Here is an 18,153-nt window from a genome sequence, read left to right as displayed (position 1 = left end):
AACTATGAATTTGTCTGCACAATCGCATGCCCCTGCCCAGGCGGGCGCAAGCGCTTCAATGCACCTCCGGCTAGCGGTAGCCAGGTTGCTTTTGAACAAGCAAATACTCATGAGAATTATTGTACTGACTATACTGCTCACGATCAATGGGATACTCATGGCAGGCCACTCCCGGGGCCAGGAGCTCGACAAGATCTTTATCTCCCTGGACCTGAAAAATGCCTCCCTGAAAACAGCCCTCCGTACCATCGAGTCGGCTTCCAAAGTCCCGTTCACCTACAGGAATTCAGAAATAGCGCCCTACGATAGTATCAATCTACGGGTGGAGAAGATGGCTTTGTCCAAAGTGCTGCCACTTCTTTTGAGCAATACCGGACTTCACTATGAACTGGTGAACAGCAATATCATCATCAAAAAAGTAAAAGACTATTCACCGCCACTGATCCCGGCAATGGATGTCAGGGGACTGCAGTTCGCTTTCGATGGCAGTATTCGCGGACGGGTGACTACCACGCTGGGGCAGGCCATAGCCAATGCTTCCGTGATGGTGCAACCCGGCGACAAAGGCGCTGCGGCCAATCATAACGGTGAGTTCACCATTCCCGGATTGAGTGCAGGTTCTTACAAGATAACCATTTCTGCTGTGGGTTATATTGCCGATGAAAGGACCGTGATTGTTAAGGATAATGAAGTAACACAGGTATCTGCCCAATTGGTGGAAAATGAGAACAAGATGCAGGAAATTGTAGTAACGGCGCTCGGTATCAACCGTAAACAGAGATCACTCGGCTATTCACAACAGGAAATAAAAGGAGAGAACCTGACCATCGCCAAAGAACAGAACGTGCTGGGATCGCTCAGTGGAAAGATCGCAGGCGTGCAGGTTTCCGGTTCTTCTGCCGCCAGTATGGGCGGAACACAGAAAGTACAGATACGTGGTGTGAATTCGGTTACTGGTGGGGGTGAGCCACTGATTGTGGTGGACAATATCCCCATCTCCAACAGCAACTACGCAAGCAAAGGCGGGAAGGACTATGGTAACCTGGCGCAGGATATCAACCCCGATGATATCGAAACAATGACCGTGCTCAAGGGACCAGCTGCATCAGCTTTGTATGGACTCCGCGGACAATACGGAGTGATCCTCATCACAACGAAAAAAGGAAGTAAGAATGCAAAGAAACCCACGGTCAGCCTCAGTTCTGCCTTCTCCATCGATAAGCCTGGCAACTGGATGCCTCTGCAGAATATTTATGGCGCAGGGTCCAGCCTCAATTTTCCCACCACCCTCATCAATGGCGTGCAAACAAAGTATGTGGATGGAACCTGGGATGAAAGCTGGGGACCCGTAATGGACGGCACTCCTGTAAGACACCAATACAGCTTCTATCGTGCCGACCCGGACTTTGGAAAAGAAACGCCGTTTGTTCCGCATCCGGACAATATCAAGGATTATTTCGAAACAGGAACCAACCTGAACAACAATATCTCTTTTATGGGAGGCGGCGCCAATTCTACTTTCCGTCTTTCATACAACAATACTTCCATCAAGGGGATCGAACCCAATACCAACCTGCGGAGAAATAACCTCTCGTTTGCCGGAACGCTGAATGTAACAGATAAACTGTTGTTGAGTACACATCTCAACTATGCCAATAACAAAGCCATCCGTCCTTCACAGGGTTATCAGCAACTTGGTTCGCGGAATATGTACCAATGGTTCCAGCGCAACCTCGATATGAACAAGCTGAAACAATACAGGTACTCCGATGGTACTGTCTATCACTGGAACCTGAACGATCCGAATACAGAAGGAGTATATGACAACCTCACACCCATCGACTGGAACAATCCTTATTTCGATGCATATGAAAATCCATCCAACGATTCCAGGGATCGCTTCTTTGGCGATGTGGGCCTGAGCTGGACCATCATCCCCGGACTGACCGTGAGTGGATTTGTGCGCCGCGATGGATTCACACAGAACATCGATGGCCGTAATGCTGTTGGCGGACGTGGCGTACCCGGCTTCTGGATCGGTAAATATGAGAACAGGGAGATGAACTATGAATTCATTTCACAATACATCAAAGAGTTTGGAAAACTATCATTGCAGGCCAACCTGGGTGGAAATATCATGACCCAGCATTACACTTATTTGCGTGAGGAAACTGTGGGCGGATTGGTAACACCCGGCTTCTACAATATCGCCAACTCGCTGGAAAGACCTGATGTATCAAATATTCTGAGGAAGAAACAAGTGAGAAGCGCTTTCGGATCCGTGAGCCTTGGCTATGATAATACTTATTTCATCGATGCGTCTCTGCGCAGGGATATTTCCTCGGCGCTGCCCCTCGATAACAACGCTTATCTCTATCCCTCTGTTGGCGCAAGTGTTGTATTCAGTGAACTGCTGAATGTACCGCAGATCTCCTACGGTAAGATCCGCGCCAGCTTTGCGCAGGCAGGATCCGATATCGATATCTATCAGACAGCAAATTCCTATGTGCTGGGAGATCCTTATGACAAAGACTTCCCCATGTATGTGCCGGACAATCTCAAGAACCCAAACCTGGTGCCCTCACTGGCTACTGCGTGGGAACTCGGTCTGGATATGCGTTTCCTGAGAGACAGGGTTGGATTCAATCTTACTTACTATCACCAGGAAAACAAGGATGAAGTGTTCAGTCTGGATGTGCCCGGACCTAGCGGCTTTACCAGTTACGTGATCAATGCCGGCAAGATCCGGAACAAAGGTGTTGAGCTGACCATCAATGCAACGCCCATTCAGTCGAAGCTGGTAAAATGGACCACCACTTTCAACTTCGCAAAAAATGTAAGCAAGGTACTGGAACTGATTCCCGGAAACAATACACTCACGCTTGACCAGAATGCTTATGCCGGTGTAAGCATGTTCCTGCTGTCCAATGTGAATGAAGCATTCGGAACACTGGTGGGCAACGGCTATCAGCGCGATTCCGCAACAGGTAAGATCCTGCTGGGCAACGACAATATGCCGCTGTGGAGCACCAATCACAAATTAGGTTCCGCTGTTCCTGAATTTACAGGCGGTTGGACCAATAGTATTACAGTTGGGAATTTTGATCTGAGCGCTGTGATAGATTTTCAGAAAGGAGGTAAATTCTTTAGCTGGACGCAGATGCTGGCCGTGAAAAGCGGACAGCATGCCATTACAGCTGAGATGAACGATAAAGGAAAGAATATCCGCGATCCTTTAGCGGATGGCGGCGGTTACAAGATCACCGGCATTTCCAATTCCACCAAGCAGGAAGTGACCGCCTATGTGAATGCGCGGACCTATTGGAGGAATGTTGTAGGAACGAGGGTGTATGAAGAATGGTGTTATGATGCTTCGTATATCCGTATGCGTGAGATCAGACTGGGATACACATTCACCAGCAGGCAGATTGCCAAACTGCCGGTGAAAAGTGTAAACATTGCTCTCATCACGCGGAACCCGTTCATGATCTGGCAGAAAGCGCCCAAAGGGCTAAACCCTGCAGAGCTGGCCACCGGATCATCATCGCTCAACTGGCTGGAAACCGGTCAGCTGGCCACCGTAAGATCCTTTGGACTTAACCTGAATATTTCCTTCTAAAAATTACCATCATGAAAAAAACAACATTCATCCAACTGATTGCGGTATTGCTGGTAATGGGAACAGGTTGTACCAAATTTGAAGATGATCTCAATATCAATCCCAACCTGCCTGCGAAGGCTGCAAATTCTCAATTGCTCACATACGCTATCAACCAGATACCGGCTTATCTCGAAGCCCCTACACCCAACCTGTATGCGCAATACTGGTCAGAGAAGCCTTATACCGATGCAAGCAGGTATCTTACTGTCAATTTCGATTTTTACGGGATCTATTCAGGTGCATTGATGAACCTGAAAACAATCCTGGATTCAAAAGAGTTCAACATCACTGAAGGCTCCAAAGAAAATCAACTGGCCGTGGCAAGGATCCTCCGTGCATGGTTCTACTGGCATGCTACAGACCGCTGGGGGGATATTCCTTATACGGAAGCATTGCAGGGTAAAGAAAATTTTACACCCGGCTACACCAGCCAGAAGGATATTTACTATGACCTGCTGAAAGAGCTGAAAGAAGCAGCCGCGCAGATCAGTGATGCAGATCCTGTCAAAGGCGATATTCTGTTCAAAGGTGAAATGGGCAACTGGAAAAAACTTGCCAATTCAATGCGGCTCATTATGGCGCTTCGTCTTTCAAAGATCGATGAAGTAAAAGGCAAGACTGAATTTGCCGATGCAGCTACTGGCGGTCTGATAGATGATAATTCAGAAAGTGCAGTGTTCATACACCTGGCCAATGCTGCCAATCAAAGCTATTGGTATTATGTTTACACTGTTCAGAGCCGTATCTGGTACTGGGCCAGTGAACCTGTTGTTGATTATCTGAAGAACCTGCATGATCCTCGTTTGCCTGTCTATGCCGATACCGTGAGTGATGGAAGCAAAGGGTACAAAGGAGTACCATATGGCCTGGATGGAAATGCTGTTGGTCTGATCCCAACAGCTACAGTATCTCCAACGGGGGTGCATATACGAACACAGAATGCTCCCTGCTATATCCTTACCAATGCCCAGGTAAAATTTGCACTGGCGGAAGCTGCAAAGATCAACTGGATCGGCGGTGGAGATGCAGTGGCAGAGCAACATTACAAAGCGGGCGTGGAAGCGTCGATACGGCAATGGGTAAGGAACAGTTTTAAAGATTATAATGACAAAGTGCAGAAACAGGTAGAGGCAGTTCCTTACAGCAGAGATGATAAAGGTGATACTACCGGTTTGGCGGCTTACCTGGCGCAGCCGGAAGTTGCTTACACACCAGCTGAAGCATTGAAGCGGATCGGTTACCAGCGCTGGTTACATCTTTATTCAAATGGCTATGAAGCATGGGCGGAATGGAGAAGAACAGGATTCCCTGTGCTGACTCCTGCACCCAATAACAATAACACACCTATTCCACGCAGACAGGGCTACCCTGTGAAGGAGCAGAACATCAATGGAGAGAACTACAGCAACGCTGTGAATAACCAGCCGGGGCTGAATGGAAAAGATGATCTGACAGGACGCGTGTGGTGGGACAAACCTTGAGCAGTTAGGTATATTTATAGCATGTTTGGTTAGCGGGGCATCATGCCCCGCTTTTTTTATCTCCTGTCCTTGAAGAAATTCTTCATCAGTTCGGCGCATTCTTCCTTCAGGATGCCACGTGTGATAGTGGTCTTTGGATGGAAGGGCCAGTTCTCTCCCGTGATGCGCTGATGCCCGTTCTTTTCATCATCGGCTCCCCAGACAATCCGGCTGATCTTGCTCCAGTACAAAGCGCCGGCACACATCAGGCAGGGCTCAACAGTAACGTACAGCGTTGCGTCCGGCAGGTATTTGGAGCCTAGAAAATTGAATGCGGAAGTAAGTGCTATGATCTCTGCATGAGCTGTGGGATCTTTTAATAATTCAACCTGGTTATATCCTTTGGCAATGATGCGATTGTTCATCACCACAATGGCGCCAACAGGGATCTCTCCGGCTTCATAAGCGCGGTGCGCTTCACGAAGTGCCTGTTGCATATATTGTTCGTCTGTATTGGACATGCTGCTAAGGTAACATTCAGATCAGAGAGAATGTGCAAAACTTAAATGCTAAAATTTTTGGCAGTCTGTTCATTATTTACTAAATTGCGTGTATAATTAAGCGTTAGTACTCCGGTAACGATAAGGTCGTTGCCAGTTTCTTCAGGCCCACAGGTACCTTCTACCACTGATTCTTCTACATGATTACGTTTTGCCTTTCAATTTGCATTGAAAGAAACTATTTCATTCATTAAAAACATTTTTATGCATGAAAACAAAAGAACTAAGTTCTTCAATAAACCTGTGCGTCTGACTAAGGAGCAGAAGAAGGATCCGTCAGCTGTCATTCTTGATTTTTATACTACTTATCATCTCGATGATCTTCGTCATTTGCTCTGGCAATGGATAGAAGCTGCAATGACTTCAGATGGTGATCAGTTTGAGTCTGCCAGTGACCGCAGTGATCTGCTGTTCTTTTACCGCAATCTTGAACTGATGGCGGAGGCTGCATACATGACGGTGCGGAAAGATCTGCCTGCATCGATGCGAAAATCACAGCACAAAAAAAATCATTCATCCGAATAAACCAGTTCTATGTTACAATATCAACCATCTCCGGCACTGGATCAACTGGTGAGGACACTGCATCAGGCAGTAGCCATCGATAAAATTTATCTTTTGGGAGTTGCTACGGACAACCTGCCGGTCAACTCCATCTTCCGTCCCTTTTTTCATGGAGAGGAGCCTGCTGCAGGTTACTTTCTTTTATTGCTTACGAGGCCGGGGGAGAAAAAGTCAGACGATGTTATTCAGGATATGCTGGAGCAGCGGAACCGTTTACGCATGCCTGTTAACCTGATTGTACATCCTGTAAAAGTATTTTATCAATGGCTGAAAGCCGGACAGGCTTTTGCTATCCAGGTGGTGAATAAGGCGCCGCTCCTGTACAATGCAGGGATCACCAATTTACCTGCTCCCGGTTATGACAATTTAAAGGAGCACCTTGTCAACCAGGAATCGCAGGCACAGAAAGGCTATGATCGAAGTGTTGCTTTTCTTTCCGGGGCAAGGCAATTCATAGAAAGGCAACAGTTCAACCTGGCTGCCTTTCTCCTCCACCAGGCTTCTGAACATGCCTGCATGTCGTTTGTGTTGCAAAGTACCGGCTTAAGAACGGGCACACATAATATAGATAAGTTGCTGCGTTATTCTACCATGATGGGAAATGCATTGAATAGTATCTTTCCCAGAACCACTGCAGAGGATATAGAGTTATTCCGGTTATTGCAGAAAGCGTATATACATGGTCGATATAAAGAAGATTATATGATCTCGGAAGAGCAGATACTGATCCTGGCAGCAAGGGTGGAAAAACTGGTGCGCAGGTTTTGTCCGGATGCAGACCTGTCGCAGCGAATGGTGGAAGAAGCAGCAGTGCCCTGGCCCTCCCGGTCCGGCAAACTTAAAAAGGCCGGGCGGGGAGGCCGGAGCAAATTGCCGGCGGGGAAAGCTGCCGTTAATATCTTACAGGATCAATATCAGAAGAAGTATGATCACCAGTATTGCACCTACGGAAAGATAGATGCCACCTCTGCCGAATACCTTAGCTTCCTTATTGAGGGATCTTAATTCTTTTCTGAGTTCTTTTCGTTCAGCGCCGGAAAGCTTTGATCTGTCCATGGCTTTGATTTCTTCCACTCTTTTGATGATGGCGGCAACCCGTGCTTCCTTTTCAGCAGTTGTCATGGCCGCCACTTCCTTTTTAGTCCTGATGGGATCGGTGCTGTTAGGTGCTGCTTCCGCAAAAGTGGTTATTACCATCAGCAGAAGCATAAAAAAACCGGATCTGATTTTCATATATGTGTTTTTAAAAGTTAGATAGGACATGCATTACAATGATGCAGAGAAAAATCTTGTTCCGGCAGGGAGCAGAGCAGTAAATCAACGTGGAAGGGGAAATGTGCTGTAGATTTTGGGGAGTTTGATCTACAGTTAAGGCTTGTACTGTTAATTTAAGTATCTTTTTCCGAAAATAAGCCTCCATGACCCCTTCTTTTTTGCAGGTACTTATTTGCCTTATCCTGGGAATAGTACTGATCATTATCCTGACCGCACGATATCGCGTGCATGCTTTTTTTGCCTTATTGCTTGCCTGCTTTGTAGTGGGCGTTGGCGTGCAAATGCCCGTACCTGATATTCTGAAACATTCCAAAGATGGATTTGGGAATATCATGCGCTCGCTCGGTTTTGTGATTGTGCTGGGAACTACCCTGGGTGGGCTCCTGGAGTATACCGGCTGCACGCGTGTAATGGCAGATTTCATTCTTCGTAAAACTGGAGAAAAGCGGGCTCCATTGGCGATGAGCCTTACCGGCTTTATTGTAGGGCTTCCAATATTCTGTGATTCTGGCTATATCGTACTTAGTGGCCTGAACCAATCCATTGCGAAGAAAACGGGCATAGCTATGTCTATCATGGCTGTATCACTGGCAACAGGTCTATATGCAGTGCATTGCCTGCTGCCACCGCATCCTGGTGCAGCTGCAGCAGCAGGAACCATTGGTGTGGAGTTCGGCAAACTGATCAGCATTGGTGTGCTGGTGGCCATACCCGCTATGCTTGTCGGGTATTGGTGGGCGTTATATGCGGGAAAGAAATGGCCGGGAGAATCAAACGGGCAGGCGGACCATGTACATAAAGCGGAGGAGCCCATGGCTTCCAGGCCTTCAGTAATAGCAGCTTTCCTGCCGGTTGTTGTTCCCATTCTCCTGATAGCCCTGCACTCTTTTTTTGTTATGGAACAGAGTTCTGATTCCGGCTGGCATGCAATCATAAATGTGATCGGAGTACCCGAAGTGGCATTGTCGATCGGCGTATTGCTGGCATTTGCTGCAGGCCGCAATTGGAAAAGGGACACGGTTGGCAGGTTGCTGTCAGAAAGTGCTGAGAAGGCGGGCGGTATCCTGGTGATCATCGGCGGAGGCGGGGCATTCGGAGCTGTGCTGGCTGCAACAGGCCTGGGCAAACACCTGGGAAGCATGGAATCGCTTGCAAGCCTGGGATTGTTCTTTCCATTCCTGCTCACAGCTGTGTTGAAAACAGCACAGGGTTCTTCAACTGTAGCCATCATCACTACTGCATCCATTGTACTGCCCTCTTGCCGGCACTCGGCCTTGATTCGGAAAATGGAAAACTGATCACGGTACTTTCGATGGGTGCAGGTTCCATGGTGATCTCACATGCCAATGATGCCTATTTCTGGGTGATCGCTAAATTTTCGGGCCTCGATATGCGAACCATGTTACGTGTGTATACCCTGGCATCTCTTTGGATGGGATTGATCACGATCCTGATCGTTTATATTTTATCATTATTCTTATTACACTGATCACATGCGCGTACTTATAGCTCCAAATTCATTCAAGAACAGTCTCGACGCAGAAGAAGTGGCAGGCGCTATCCGCGAAGGACTGGAAGAAAGCTATCTGCAGGTTACCTGTGAGCTTTTCCCTGTTGCAGACGGAGGCGATGGCACGGCCACGCTGTTGATGCAACACCTGAATGCAAGACCAGTTGAAGTGATGGTACAGGGACCCAAAGCAGAAGAAATAAAAGCCACTTACGGTTGGTTGCCCTCCACTGCCACAGCTATCATCGAAATGGCTGCAGCATCTGGATTACGGCTCTTGCCGGTTTCGGAAAGAGACCCGCTGCATTGCAGCTCCAACGGAACTGGCGAACTGATTGCCCATGCACTCAACCAGGGGGCCACTTCCATCCTTCTTTGTATCGGTGGCAGTGCCACGGTAGACGGAGGTTCGGGCATCCTGCAGGCGCTGGGCTATCGTTTTCTCGACAAAAGTGACCAGGAACTGCTCTTCATGCCTGAGCGATTACAGAAACTGGCATATATCGATACCTCAAAAGCGCATGCGCGTTTGCGTGAGTGCAGCATCATCATTCTGTGCGATGTGAAAAACAGGCTGCTGGGCGAGCAGGGTGCAGCCCGTGTGTTTGGTCCACAGAAAGGAGCCGACAAAGAAGGCGTGGAAAAGCTGGAAGCCGCCCTGCAGCAATTCAGGGATGTGGTGCTGAAGCAAACCGGCAGGGATATGGCAGGTCTGGAACATGGTGGCGCAGCAGGCGGTACCGCAGCAGGGCTGGCAATAATACTGGATGCAGAACTGAAGAACGGTACTGATGAATTCCTTGAAATGACCAATTTCAATAAAGCCCTGGAGCTGGCTGACCTGGTGATCACCGGCGAAGGAAGCCTGGATGAACAAACCCTGCACGGGAAAGCGCCATATGGCGTAGCAGTAAGGGCACGGGCATTGAATATCCCTGTGATCGGGCTGGCCGGGAGAGTGCCGCTGCTGAAGGAACCTGTGATGGAACCTTATTTCGATGCCATCCTTCCCATTGGTAATGAACCGGCTGAACTGGAACAGGCATTTCGCAACACAAAGCTGAACCTGGTGCGTACAGCCAATCAACTGGGAAATCTGCTGGCCTGCAAAACGGAAAAAGTAAAAACCTGTAAATTACAGTCAAACAGCTTGCATGGCAGTATTGACCATTTCCGAATCCATTCAGCAAATGCGTGCCTGGTTCAACAGTGGAGCCACAAGATCCTATGAGTTCCGGGTGAAGCAATTGAAAGCGCTGGATGAAGCCATCAAAAAGTTTGAAGATGAGATCCATCAGGCGCTATATGCCGATCTCAGAAAAAGTCCGGAAGAAAGCTGGGTAACGGAAACCGGATTTGTACACAGTGAGATCAGGTACAATCTCAAACACCTGAAGCAATGGATGCAACCTCAGTCTGCCGGGACCAATCTGCTGAATTTTCCATCATCCAGTTATATCCTGCAGGAGCCGTTGGGAGTGGTATTGATCATGGGCGCCTGGAACTATCCTTTTCAATTGCTCATCGCTCCACTGATCAGTGCAATTGCTGCAGGTAATTGTGCAGTGCTCAAACCCAGTGAACATGCACCGGCTACAGCAGCAGTGATGAAAAAGCTGATCCGCTCTGTGTTCTCTGACCAGTATGTTCTGTATGCGGAAGGAGATGGCGCTGAAGTGGTGCCACTGATGATGAATAATTTCAGGTTCGATCATGTCTTCTATACCGGTGGCGGAGCTGTAGGCAAGCTGGTGTATAAAATGGCAGCGGAAAAATTGGTGCCTGTAACGCTGGAGCTGGGCGGCAAAAGTCCTGCGATAGTAGAAGAAGATGCAGATATCAGGGTGGCGGCACGCCGTATTGCAGTTACAAAGTTCTCGAATGCAGGGCAGATGTGCATCGCGCCGGATTATGTGCTGGTGCATCACAGCAGGAAAGATGCATTGGTAAATGCATTGAAAGTAACCATCACCGGTTTTTATTCAGGAGATGCATCCACAGATTATGGCTATGGAAGGATCATCAATGCAAAACAATTCTCCCGGATAGAGGCTTATCTCCAACAGGGGCGTATCCTTCATGGTGGCAAAACCAATGCAGATTCGCTTTACATCGAACCCACTATTATGGATGAGGTGCCGCTGGATGCACCATTGATGCAGGAAGAAATTTTCGGACCTGTATTGCCGGTGATCGGATTTGAACATGCGTCGGAGGCATTGCAGATCATCGGGAGAAACCCTGAACCGCTGGCACTCTACCTGTTCACCAAAAGCAAGAAGCAGGAGGCATACTACTTCGGCAATATTTCTTTCGGTGGCGGCTGTGTGAACAATACGAGCTGGCATTTTACCAATCCCCATTTGCCTTTTGGTGGGAGAGGCGGAAGTGGTATTGGCGCCTATCATGGCAAAACGGGCTTCGATACATTCACACACCGGAAGGCCATCATGAAAACACCCCTCTGGTTTGACCCCGCTATGAAATATCCGCCATTCAAAGGCAAAATGAATTTATTCAAAAAGATCATCCGGTAAAATCCGGACCTTTGTTGCACAATACCACACGTATGACTATCAGGCAGCGCATCATGAAATTCCTGTATCCTTTGCTGATGAAGCTCACCAAAGCAACCGGAAAGAATTCAAAAGTATTGCATAACACAAATGATCAACCGATGACTTCCATATATGATCTCAGCGTTCAGCTCAATAACGGTAAAGAATTGAATCTCGGACAGTACAAAGGCAAAAAACTATTACTGGTGAACACTGCTTCCAATTGCGGTTATACCAATCAGTATGATGACCTGCAGGCCCTGTACAAGAAATTCTCCGGTAACCTGGAGATCATCGGTTTTCCCGCCAATGATTTCCACGAACAGGAAAAGGGTACGGATGAAGAGATCGCGCAGTTCTGTAAGATCAATTTTGGTGTTACCTTTCCTTTGGTGAAAAAATCAGTAGTAGTGCCCGCGTCTGATCAGCATCCGGTCTACAAATGGCTGACGAATAAAGAAGAGAATGGCTGGAATGAGCAGGCTCCTACCTGGAATTTTTCCAAATACCTGTTGGATGAGAACGGTCATCTGACAGATTATTTCGATCCCTCCGTGTCTCCCCTGAGTAATGAAGTAGTGACTGCCGTGGAAAAGAAAGCATCGGCGTAATCGCCGGATACCGGTATCGTACTCTTACATTCAAATACCATTTCCATGTTGACCAAAGCTGATATTGAAAAGTACTTCCTGGCTGAAAAGCAGGCTGCTTTGATGGTGCTGATCATCGGAGTGATCGCCATTCTGATTGGATTGATCTTCTTCTTTGCATTCAGAACAAGTCTCTTTAAAGGCGCAGCAATTCCCTTGCTGGTATTGGGCATCCTGGAATGTATTGTAGGTTATGCCATTCATAAAAGAAGTGATGCCGATCGTGTACGAATTGTGTATGCATATGATATGGACCCGCAACAACTCAAATCGGAAGAGCTTCCGCGCATGCAGGAAGTGAACAGGAAATTTGTGATTTACAAGGCAGTTGAAATTGGTCTGGTAGTAATCGGCATTGTCTTGTTGATCCTGTATCGCGGGCAAACGGAACGATCATTCTGGGTTGGATTGGGGCTCAGTCTGATCATCCAGGGCGTATTGCTGTTTGGACTGGAAACCATCTCCACGCAACGCGCGAAGGAATACACGAGAAAGCTCTCTGCATACCTGGCCGCCTGGCCCCAGAAGCAATAAAGTCTATTTCAATTGTTGCTGATCATCTATCAGCACTGCCGTGGCTGCGATCATATTGCACACCTGGTAATAAAAGTGCTTATTCACTTTTTCGAAGCTATCAGTTGGCTGATGATAGTCCGGGTGATCTTCCACTCCGAAATAAATAAAGGGAATGTTTTTCTTGTGAAAGGCAAAATGGTCAGACTGTGAAGTCCAGTCATCGGAAGCGCCTTTGGAGGCATCGTCGTGTCCCAGTGAAACGGTTACGCTTGTAAGTGGGCGTATGCTGTCGATGTATTTTGAAAGAAAGGGGTAATGAAAAGTACCGGAGGCATAGATCTCATTCTTATCGTTCCTGCTCACCATATCCATGTTCAGGTTGAACACGATATTTGAAATAGCTACAGAAGGGTTTTCCGCAAAATATTTCGACCCCATCAATCCACCTTCTTCAGCATCGAAGGTTGCGAAGATGATACTATGTTTAGGAGGGTGTTGTTTGAACCATGCGGCCATGGCCAGCAATGCAGCAGTACCGGAAGCATTATCGTCTGCGCCTGTATAGATCTTGTCTCCTTTCTTTCCCAGGTGATCGTAGTGTGCGGAGAGCACATAATACTGATCAGGATATTGAGAGCCTTTGATGATACCGAGTACATTCACGCCAGTGGCTTTGTTCCTGGCGGGGAATGATTGAAAGCGGCCGGAATCGGGCGCTGCCAGTTGCAGGGAATCGAAGCGGGCAGCGATATAATTCCGCGCCTGTTTATTGCCTTCGGTACCTACCAGTCTTCCTTCCAGTGCCGGCGAAGAAAGGAATTGAAGATCGTTGATCAGTTGTGCGCTATCCAGTTTCACGGTGGCGTACAATGGCCGGGGAGTTGGTTTTGCCTGCTGGCCATTGCCGGCGCAGGAATTTAGCAGGATAAGGCTGCTGAGCATGGATACCAGTAATCGGTTCATGTAGCTATATTTTTAATTCAGTGTAATCATCAATAAGCGCAGGAGCTGAGTTGATCCGGCGTCAACTGGACCGGGCTGTGTGCAGGTGTTTGTCCGGCGAAATGAACAGCTACTTCATCCAGTATGTTTTCCACTTCCTGGATCGTTTTCACTGTTACGAGCCGTGTACGGAATTCTTTGATATGCGACAGCCCTTTCAGGTAATTGCTGTAATGACGGCGCATTTCAAGGATGCCAAGAACTTCACCTTTCCATTCCACCGATTTGCGCACATGGGTCCTGCACACTTCGAGTCTTTCTTCGATAGTAGGAAGCGGAAGAATTTCGCCGTTCAGCATAAATTGTTTGATCTCGCGGAAGATCCAGGGATAACCGATAGCGGCGCGTCCGATCATGATGCCATCCACTCCGTACCTGTTCTTGTATTCGAGTGCTTTTTGCGGGGAGTCGATATCGCCATTACCGAAAATGGGGATCCTGATACGCGGATTGTTTTTCACTGCAGCGATCAGGCTCCAGTCGGCTTCGCCTTTGTACAGTTGTGCGCGAGTTCTGCCATGGATGGTAAGCGCTTTCACGCCAACATCCTGCAATCTTTCCGCCACTTCTTCGATGTTTTTGCTGCTATCGTCCCAACCGAGCCTGGTCTTGACCGTTACGGGGAGATTGGTGGAGCGTACTACTGCTTCTGTGAGACGGGCCATCAGGTCTACATCTTTCAGAACGGCAGCGCCGGCTCCTTTGCTCACTACTTTCTTTACCGGACAACCGAAATTGATATCTACCAGGTCTGGTTGAACAGTGTCAACAATTTTGGCGCTCATGGCCATTGCTTCTTCATCGCCTCCGAAGATCTGGATACCGAATGGCCTTTCGAATTCGGAGAAATCCAGTTTCTGCCTGCTCTTGATAGCATCGCGGATCAATCCTTCACTGGAGATGAACTCACTATACATGAGATCTGCGCCGTTTTGTTTACACACATAACGGAAGGGGGGATCGCTTACATCCTCCATGGGAGCAAGAAGCAGTGGAAAATCAGGGAGCGTTATATTGCCGATATGTACCATCGTTGGAAACTGTATCTTTGAGCCGGTTGCAAATTTACATACTAATATTTGTTTATACCAGCTTATGACCGGTCATTTGAAGATTAGATCCCCCAGAAAGCAATTGGGAGCGCTCTTGTTATGCGCTTCACCGCTTCTAATTACGATGTTTCTTAACATACTCTTTAGTAATGAGGAGGTAAAAGTAGATCTCAGCAGGCCCGGTGCTGTTGAATCACTCAAATGGAGCCAGATCATCACTTCAGTGGCATTTTTCTTTTTCCCCGCATTTCTTTTTGCAGTGTTCACGTTCAGAAGCAAACAATTCTATTTCCTGGGCTTCCGCAAGCCGGAAAAGCCAAATATGTTCATCTTATCAGGTATTTGTGCACTGGTGGCATTGCCGGCCATGTTCTGGTTAGGGCAGATCAACCAGGAGTTGCCTGTTACCGAGCATTTGCGTCAACTGGAAAAAACAGCGGGCAAGACCATGGAGACGATCCTGAAAGTGAATTCGCCCATGGATGTTGTGATCAACCTGATAGTAGTGGCCCTGGTGCCTGCATTCTGTGAAGAGATTTTCTTTCGCGGAGCAGTGCAGCGTGTGTTGATCCATCTCACCAAAAATGCCTGGGCCGGTATCATCATCACCGGAATATTTTTCAGCGCCATGCACTTCCAGTTCCTTGGATTCCTGCCGAGGGCGGCGCTCGGCATTGTGCTGGGTGTGTTGTATTGGTATAGCGGCAGTTTGTGGACCAGTATCATTGCACATTTCGTGATCAATGCCGTGCAGGTGATCGCCGTTTCCTATATGCCGAAATATGTGAATGAGAACCCGCAGATGCCGGTGTTGTCAGCAGTAGTAAGCTTCATAGCTGTTTGGGTGATCCTGTGGTATTTCAAAAGCAAATCCACCGTTACCTGGTCCAAAGTGTATGATACGGAAGGACTCACACCCACCAATCAATTTATAGCATAAATCCAATATCAGCATGGCTTTGAATATGGCCACATTGAAAACCCGCTCCCTTACAGCCGCAGTTTTTGTGGTAGTGATGCTGTTGGGTTTGTTGTGGAATCACTGGAGTTTTTTCATTCTCTTCACGATTGTTCATTTCGGTTGCTGGAGTGAATACCAGAAACTGATTGCGAAGATCGATCCGGAATATGCCACTATTACTCCCTTCCACAAATACGGCGTTCGCATTGCAGGCTGGTGCATCATGTTGTTCTTTACAAGCGATGCCTATAATATCGGTTCCTTCTCTCTGCATGCTGCGGGCTGGTGGCTGGGACTGGTTTGTGTTTTCGTTCTTCCCATTGTAGAATTGTTATTTGCAGGCACTATCAATATAAAGAATATCGGTTACTCGGCACTGGGACTATTGTATATTTCACTGAGCTGGGGATTGATGATGGACCTGTCTGCCAAATCCTCTCTGATAGCGTATGAAGGCATTGATGCTATATATTATTACTCTGCGCTGCTACCGGTTTCCCTCATCATTTCCATCTGGATCAACGATACCATGGCCTATATTGTAGGCTCGCTCATTGGCAAAACACCATTCTCCGCTATCTCTCCCAAGAAAACCTGGGAAGGCACAATTGGTGGCGCAATCCTGGCAGTGGTGGTAGTGGGGGCATTGGCATACTGGCTGAAATATCCTGTTCATCATTGGGTGATCATAGCGATCATTGCAGCGGTGGTGGGTACTGCCGGTGATCTGCTGGAAAGCAAGCTGAAGCGGATGGCCAACGTGAAAGACAGCGGCTCTATCATGCCCGGTCATGGCGGCTTTCTCGACCGTTTCGATTCCCTCTTGCTGGCCACTCCTTTCGTTTGGCTCTATGTTGTTCTCTTTATGATCTGATATTCTTCTTATTTTAGCACCTTAATTGATTTCAATGACCATACACAAAGAAGGCTACAAGTCCATCCTCATTACAGTGATCATATTCGCTGTTATTAACCTGTTATCGTTCTATTTCATCAGCTATTCTACTCCCTGGCTGAGCTGGCTGATCTTCATCCTCACATTGGGCCTGACCCTGTTCATCGTGAGCTTTTTCCGTATTCCTGCCAGGCAGCTTACCAAAAATGAGAACCAGGTGATTTGTCCTGCCGATGGTAAGGTTGTTGTAATTGAAGAGATCATCGACGAAGAATATTTCAAAGGCAAGCGTTTGCAGGTTTCCATTTTCATGAGCCCTGCCAATGTACACGTGAACCGCAATCCCCTGAGTGGTGAAGTGGTGTACAGCCAGTATCACAAGGGTAAATACCTGGTGGCCTGGAACCCCAAATCCTCTACAGAGAACGAGCGTCACTCTGTAGTGATCCGTTATCCGAAAGGCGAGATCCTGGTAAAACAAATTGCCGGGGCACTGGCCAAACGTATCGTGAATTACCTCACTGTTGGTCAGAAAGTGGAGCAGGGCTCAGAGCTTGGCTTCATCAAATTCGGCAGCCGTGTGGATGTGCTGTTGCCTGTTGGCACCAAAGTGAATGTAGAACTGAACCAGGTTGTTCAGGGCGGCGTTACAGTGCTTGCCACCATTTAAGAAGAGAATGCAAAATATATCGGACCGGCTGCATGTGCAGCCGGTTTTTTTATGGGACGATGTTTTGCGTCAAAAAATATTCTCCAGTTCTTTGAGCGAATAAACAGTGTAAGTGGGATTCACATCGGTTTCGATATTGAGATGGTTCACAAATACCTGGTCGATGCCGGCATTGATGGCGCCTTTGATATCCGCTTCGATACTGTCGCCGATCATGATGCTATGTTCCGGTAATGCTTTTGCTCGCTGGAATGCATAGTCGAAGATCTCCCTGTGAGGTTTCAGGCTGTTGCTTCCTTCGGAAGTGATCACTTCAGCAAAGAAATGATCGATGCCGGAATAAGTGATCTTGCTGTATTGCGTTTTCTCGAAACCATTCGTGATAAGGTGCAGCGCATAGCCTTTATCCTTCAGGTAGCTCAGTATCTCCATGCAATAGGGGAAGAGGATGGTACGGCTGGGGAGCATGTCCAGGAACTGGTTACTGAGCTCGCGTGCGAGCTTTTCATCGCCGATGCGAAAATCGAGCAGGCTAAGGAACATGCGCTTCCATCTTAGTTCATCGGCCTTGATCTGGCCATTGCGATAGCGTTCCCAGAGCCTGTGGTTATGAATATTGTATTGTTTGAAAAACTCCTCGAAGCTGTGTATGCCACGGGATTCGAGCGCTTCATTCTTATAGATCGTTTCCAGGGTAAAACGGCAATTAGCATCGAAATCCCACAAGGTATGGTCCAGATCAAAAAACAGATGCTTGTACTTCATACCGCAAAAATACGACAGTCAAATTAAGTGGACTGAATGCAGGGAAACCGGCTG

At 47.7% G+C, this 18,153-nt stretch carries 18 protein-coding genes; 13 read left to right on the top strand and 5 right to left on the bottom strand.

The window, feature by feature from the left end:
* The first annotated feature begins 109 nt into the window (after window positions 1-109).
* Together FSB84_RS05455 and FSB84_RS05450 are read left to right on the top strand one after the other, a co-directional pair.
* Window positions 110-3,619, top strand: coding sequence for a SusC/RagA family TonB-linked outer membrane protein (locus tag FSB84_RS05455; protein WP_225979982.1), 3,510 nt, complete (start codon window positions 110-112; stop codon window positions 3,617-3,619).
* 11 nt (window positions 3,620-3,630) lie between these two features.
* Window positions 3,631-5,142 (top strand): SusD/RagB family nutrient-binding outer membrane lipoprotein, encoded by a 1,512-nt coding sequence (locus tag FSB84_RS05450; protein WP_130542523.1) that lies wholly within the window; start codon window positions 3,631-3,633, stop codon window positions 5,140-5,142.
* A gap of 56 nt (window positions 5,143-5,198) precedes the next feature.
* Here FSB84_RS05450 and FSB84_RS05445 read toward each other — a convergent pair whose 3' ends face one another.
* Window positions 5,199-5,642, bottom strand: a complete 444-nt coding sequence (locus FSB84_RS05445; RefSeq protein WP_130542524.1) for a nucleoside deaminase — start codon at window positions 5,640-5,642, stop codon at window positions 5,199-5,201.
* Window positions 5,643-5,885: 243 nt separating this feature from the next.
* On the opposite strand from FSB84_RS05445, the gene FSB84_RS05440 reads away from it, so the two are divergent.
* Both FSB84_RS05440 and FSB84_RS05435 read left to right on the top strand, forming a co-directional pair.
* On the top strand, window positions 5,886-6,206 hold the full coding sequence (locus tag FSB84_RS05440) for a hypothetical protein (RefSeq protein WP_130542525.1): 321 nt from the start codon (window positions 5,886-5,888) through the stop codon (window positions 6,204-6,206).
* Between the two features lie 9 nt (window positions 6,207-6,215).
* Window positions 6,216-7,250: a HEPN domain-containing protein gene (locus FSB84_RS05435; RefSeq protein WP_130542526.1), complete on the top strand. Its 1,035-nt coding sequence runs from the start codon at window positions 6,216-6,218 to the stop codon at window positions 7,248-7,250.
* Here the strand turns inward: FSB84_RS05435 and FSB84_RS05430 are convergent.
* On the bottom strand, window positions 7,146-7,478 hold the full coding sequence (locus tag FSB84_RS05430; RefSeq protein WP_130542527.1) for a hypothetical protein: 333 nt from the start codon (window positions 7,476-7,478) through the stop codon (window positions 7,146-7,148). The genes FSB84_RS05435 and FSB84_RS05430 overlap by 105 nt on opposite strands.
* A gap of 185 nt (window positions 7,479-7,663) precedes the next feature.
* Between FSB84_RS05430 and FSB84_RS05425 the strand changes: the two genes are divergently transcribed.
* The 6 genes from FSB84_RS05425 to FSB84_RS05405 are packed head-to-tail and all read left to right on the top strand — an operon-like array spanning window position 7,664 to window position 12,772.
* Window positions 7,664-8,818, top strand: coding sequence for a GntP family permease (locus tag FSB84_RS05425; RefSeq protein WP_262713793.1), 1,155 nt, complete (start codon window positions 7,664-7,666; stop codon window positions 8,816-8,818).
* A complete protein-coding gene (locus FSB84_RS31375) occupies window positions 8,779-9,009 on the top strand; it encodes a GntT/GntP/DsdX family permease (protein WP_262713792.1) in 231 nt (76 codons plus the stop codon). Before FSB84_RS05425 ends, FSB84_RS31375 begins: the two co-directional genes overlap by 40 nt.
* Before the next feature lie 4 nt (window positions 9,010-9,013).
* Window positions 9,014-10,261 (top strand): glycerate kinase, encoded by a 1,248-nt coding sequence (locus tag FSB84_RS05420; RefSeq protein WP_147122059.1) that lies wholly within the window; start codon window positions 9,014-9,016, stop codon window positions 10,259-10,261.
* Window positions 10,185-11,567 (top strand): aldehyde dehydrogenase, encoded by a 1,383-nt coding sequence (locus tag FSB84_RS05415; RefSeq protein WP_130542530.1) that lies wholly within the window; start codon window positions 10,185-10,187, stop codon window positions 11,565-11,567. Before FSB84_RS05420 ends, FSB84_RS05415 begins: the two co-directional genes overlap by 77 nt.
* Window positions 11,568-11,599: 32 nt before the next feature.
* Complete coding sequence (locus FSB84_RS05410; RefSeq protein WP_130542531.1) at window positions 11,600-12,199, top strand: glutathione peroxidase; 600 nt, start codon at window positions 11,600-11,602, stop codon at window positions 12,197-12,199.
* A gap of 45 nt (window positions 12,200-12,244) precedes the next feature.
* Entirely contained in the window at window positions 12,245-12,772 is a 528-nt protein-coding gene (locus FSB84_RS05405; protein WP_130542532.1) for a hypothetical protein, read from the top strand.
* A 3-nt stretch (window positions 12,773-12,775) separates the two neighbouring features.
* Here FSB84_RS05405 and FSB84_RS05400 read toward each other — a convergent pair whose 3' ends face one another.
* Both FSB84_RS05400 and dusB read right to left on the bottom strand, forming a co-directional pair.
* The gene (locus tag FSB84_RS05400) at window positions 12,776-13,717 is read right to left on the bottom strand and encodes a M20/M25/M40 family metallo-hydrolase (RefSeq protein WP_207234290.1); all 942 of its coding nucleotides are present in this window, start codon (window positions 13,715-13,717) and stop codon (window positions 12,776-12,778) included.
* A gap of 29 nt (window positions 13,718-13,746) precedes the next feature.
* On the bottom strand, window positions 13,747-14,787 hold the full coding sequence (gene dusB / locus FSB84_RS05395; RefSeq protein WP_130542533.1) for a tRNA dihydrouridine synthase DusB: 1,041 nt from the start codon (window positions 14,785-14,787) through the stop codon (window positions 13,747-13,749).
* A gap of 145 nt (window positions 14,788-14,932) precedes the next feature.
* Here dusB and FSB84_RS05390 point away from each other — a divergent pair, with 145 nt between their 5' ends.
* The 3 genes from FSB84_RS05390 to FSB84_RS05380 are packed head-to-tail and all read left to right on the top strand — an operon-like array spanning window position 14,933 to window position 17,334.
* Window positions 14,933-15,748 (top strand): CPBP family intramembrane glutamic endopeptidase, encoded by an 816-nt coding sequence (locus FSB84_RS05390; protein ID WP_158643787.1) that lies wholly within the window; start codon window positions 14,933-14,935, stop codon window positions 15,746-15,748.
* 13 nt (window positions 15,749-15,761) lie between these two features.
* Window positions 15,762-16,643, top strand: a complete 882-nt coding sequence (locus FSB84_RS05385; RefSeq protein WP_130542535.1) for a phosphatidate cytidylyltransferase — start codon at window positions 15,762-15,764, stop codon at window positions 16,641-16,643.
* Between the two features lie 34 nt (window positions 16,644-16,677).
* Entirely contained in the window at window positions 16,678-17,334 is a 657-nt protein-coding gene (locus tag FSB84_RS05380; RefSeq protein ID WP_127128221.1) for a phosphatidylserine decarboxylase family protein, read from the top strand.
* A gap of 69 nt (window positions 17,335-17,403) precedes the next feature.
* Here the strand turns inward: FSB84_RS05380 and FSB84_RS05375 are convergent, their stop codons facing one another.
* The gene (locus tag FSB84_RS05375; protein WP_130542536.1) at window positions 17,404-18,099 is read right to left on the bottom strand and encodes a YjjG family noncanonical pyrimidine nucleotidase; all 696 of its coding nucleotides are present in this window, start codon (window positions 18,097-18,099) and stop codon (window positions 17,404-17,406) included.
* Window positions 18,100-18,153 lie beyond the last annotated feature (54 nt).

Source organism: Pseudobacter ginsenosidimutans, from assembly GCF_007970185.1.
GTDB classification, from domain to species: domain Bacteria; phylum Bacteroidota; class Bacteroidia; order Chitinophagales; family Chitinophagaceae; genus Pseudobacter; species Pseudobacter ginsenosidimutans.
This window is presented reverse-complemented; position numbering and strand designations above follow the sequence as displayed.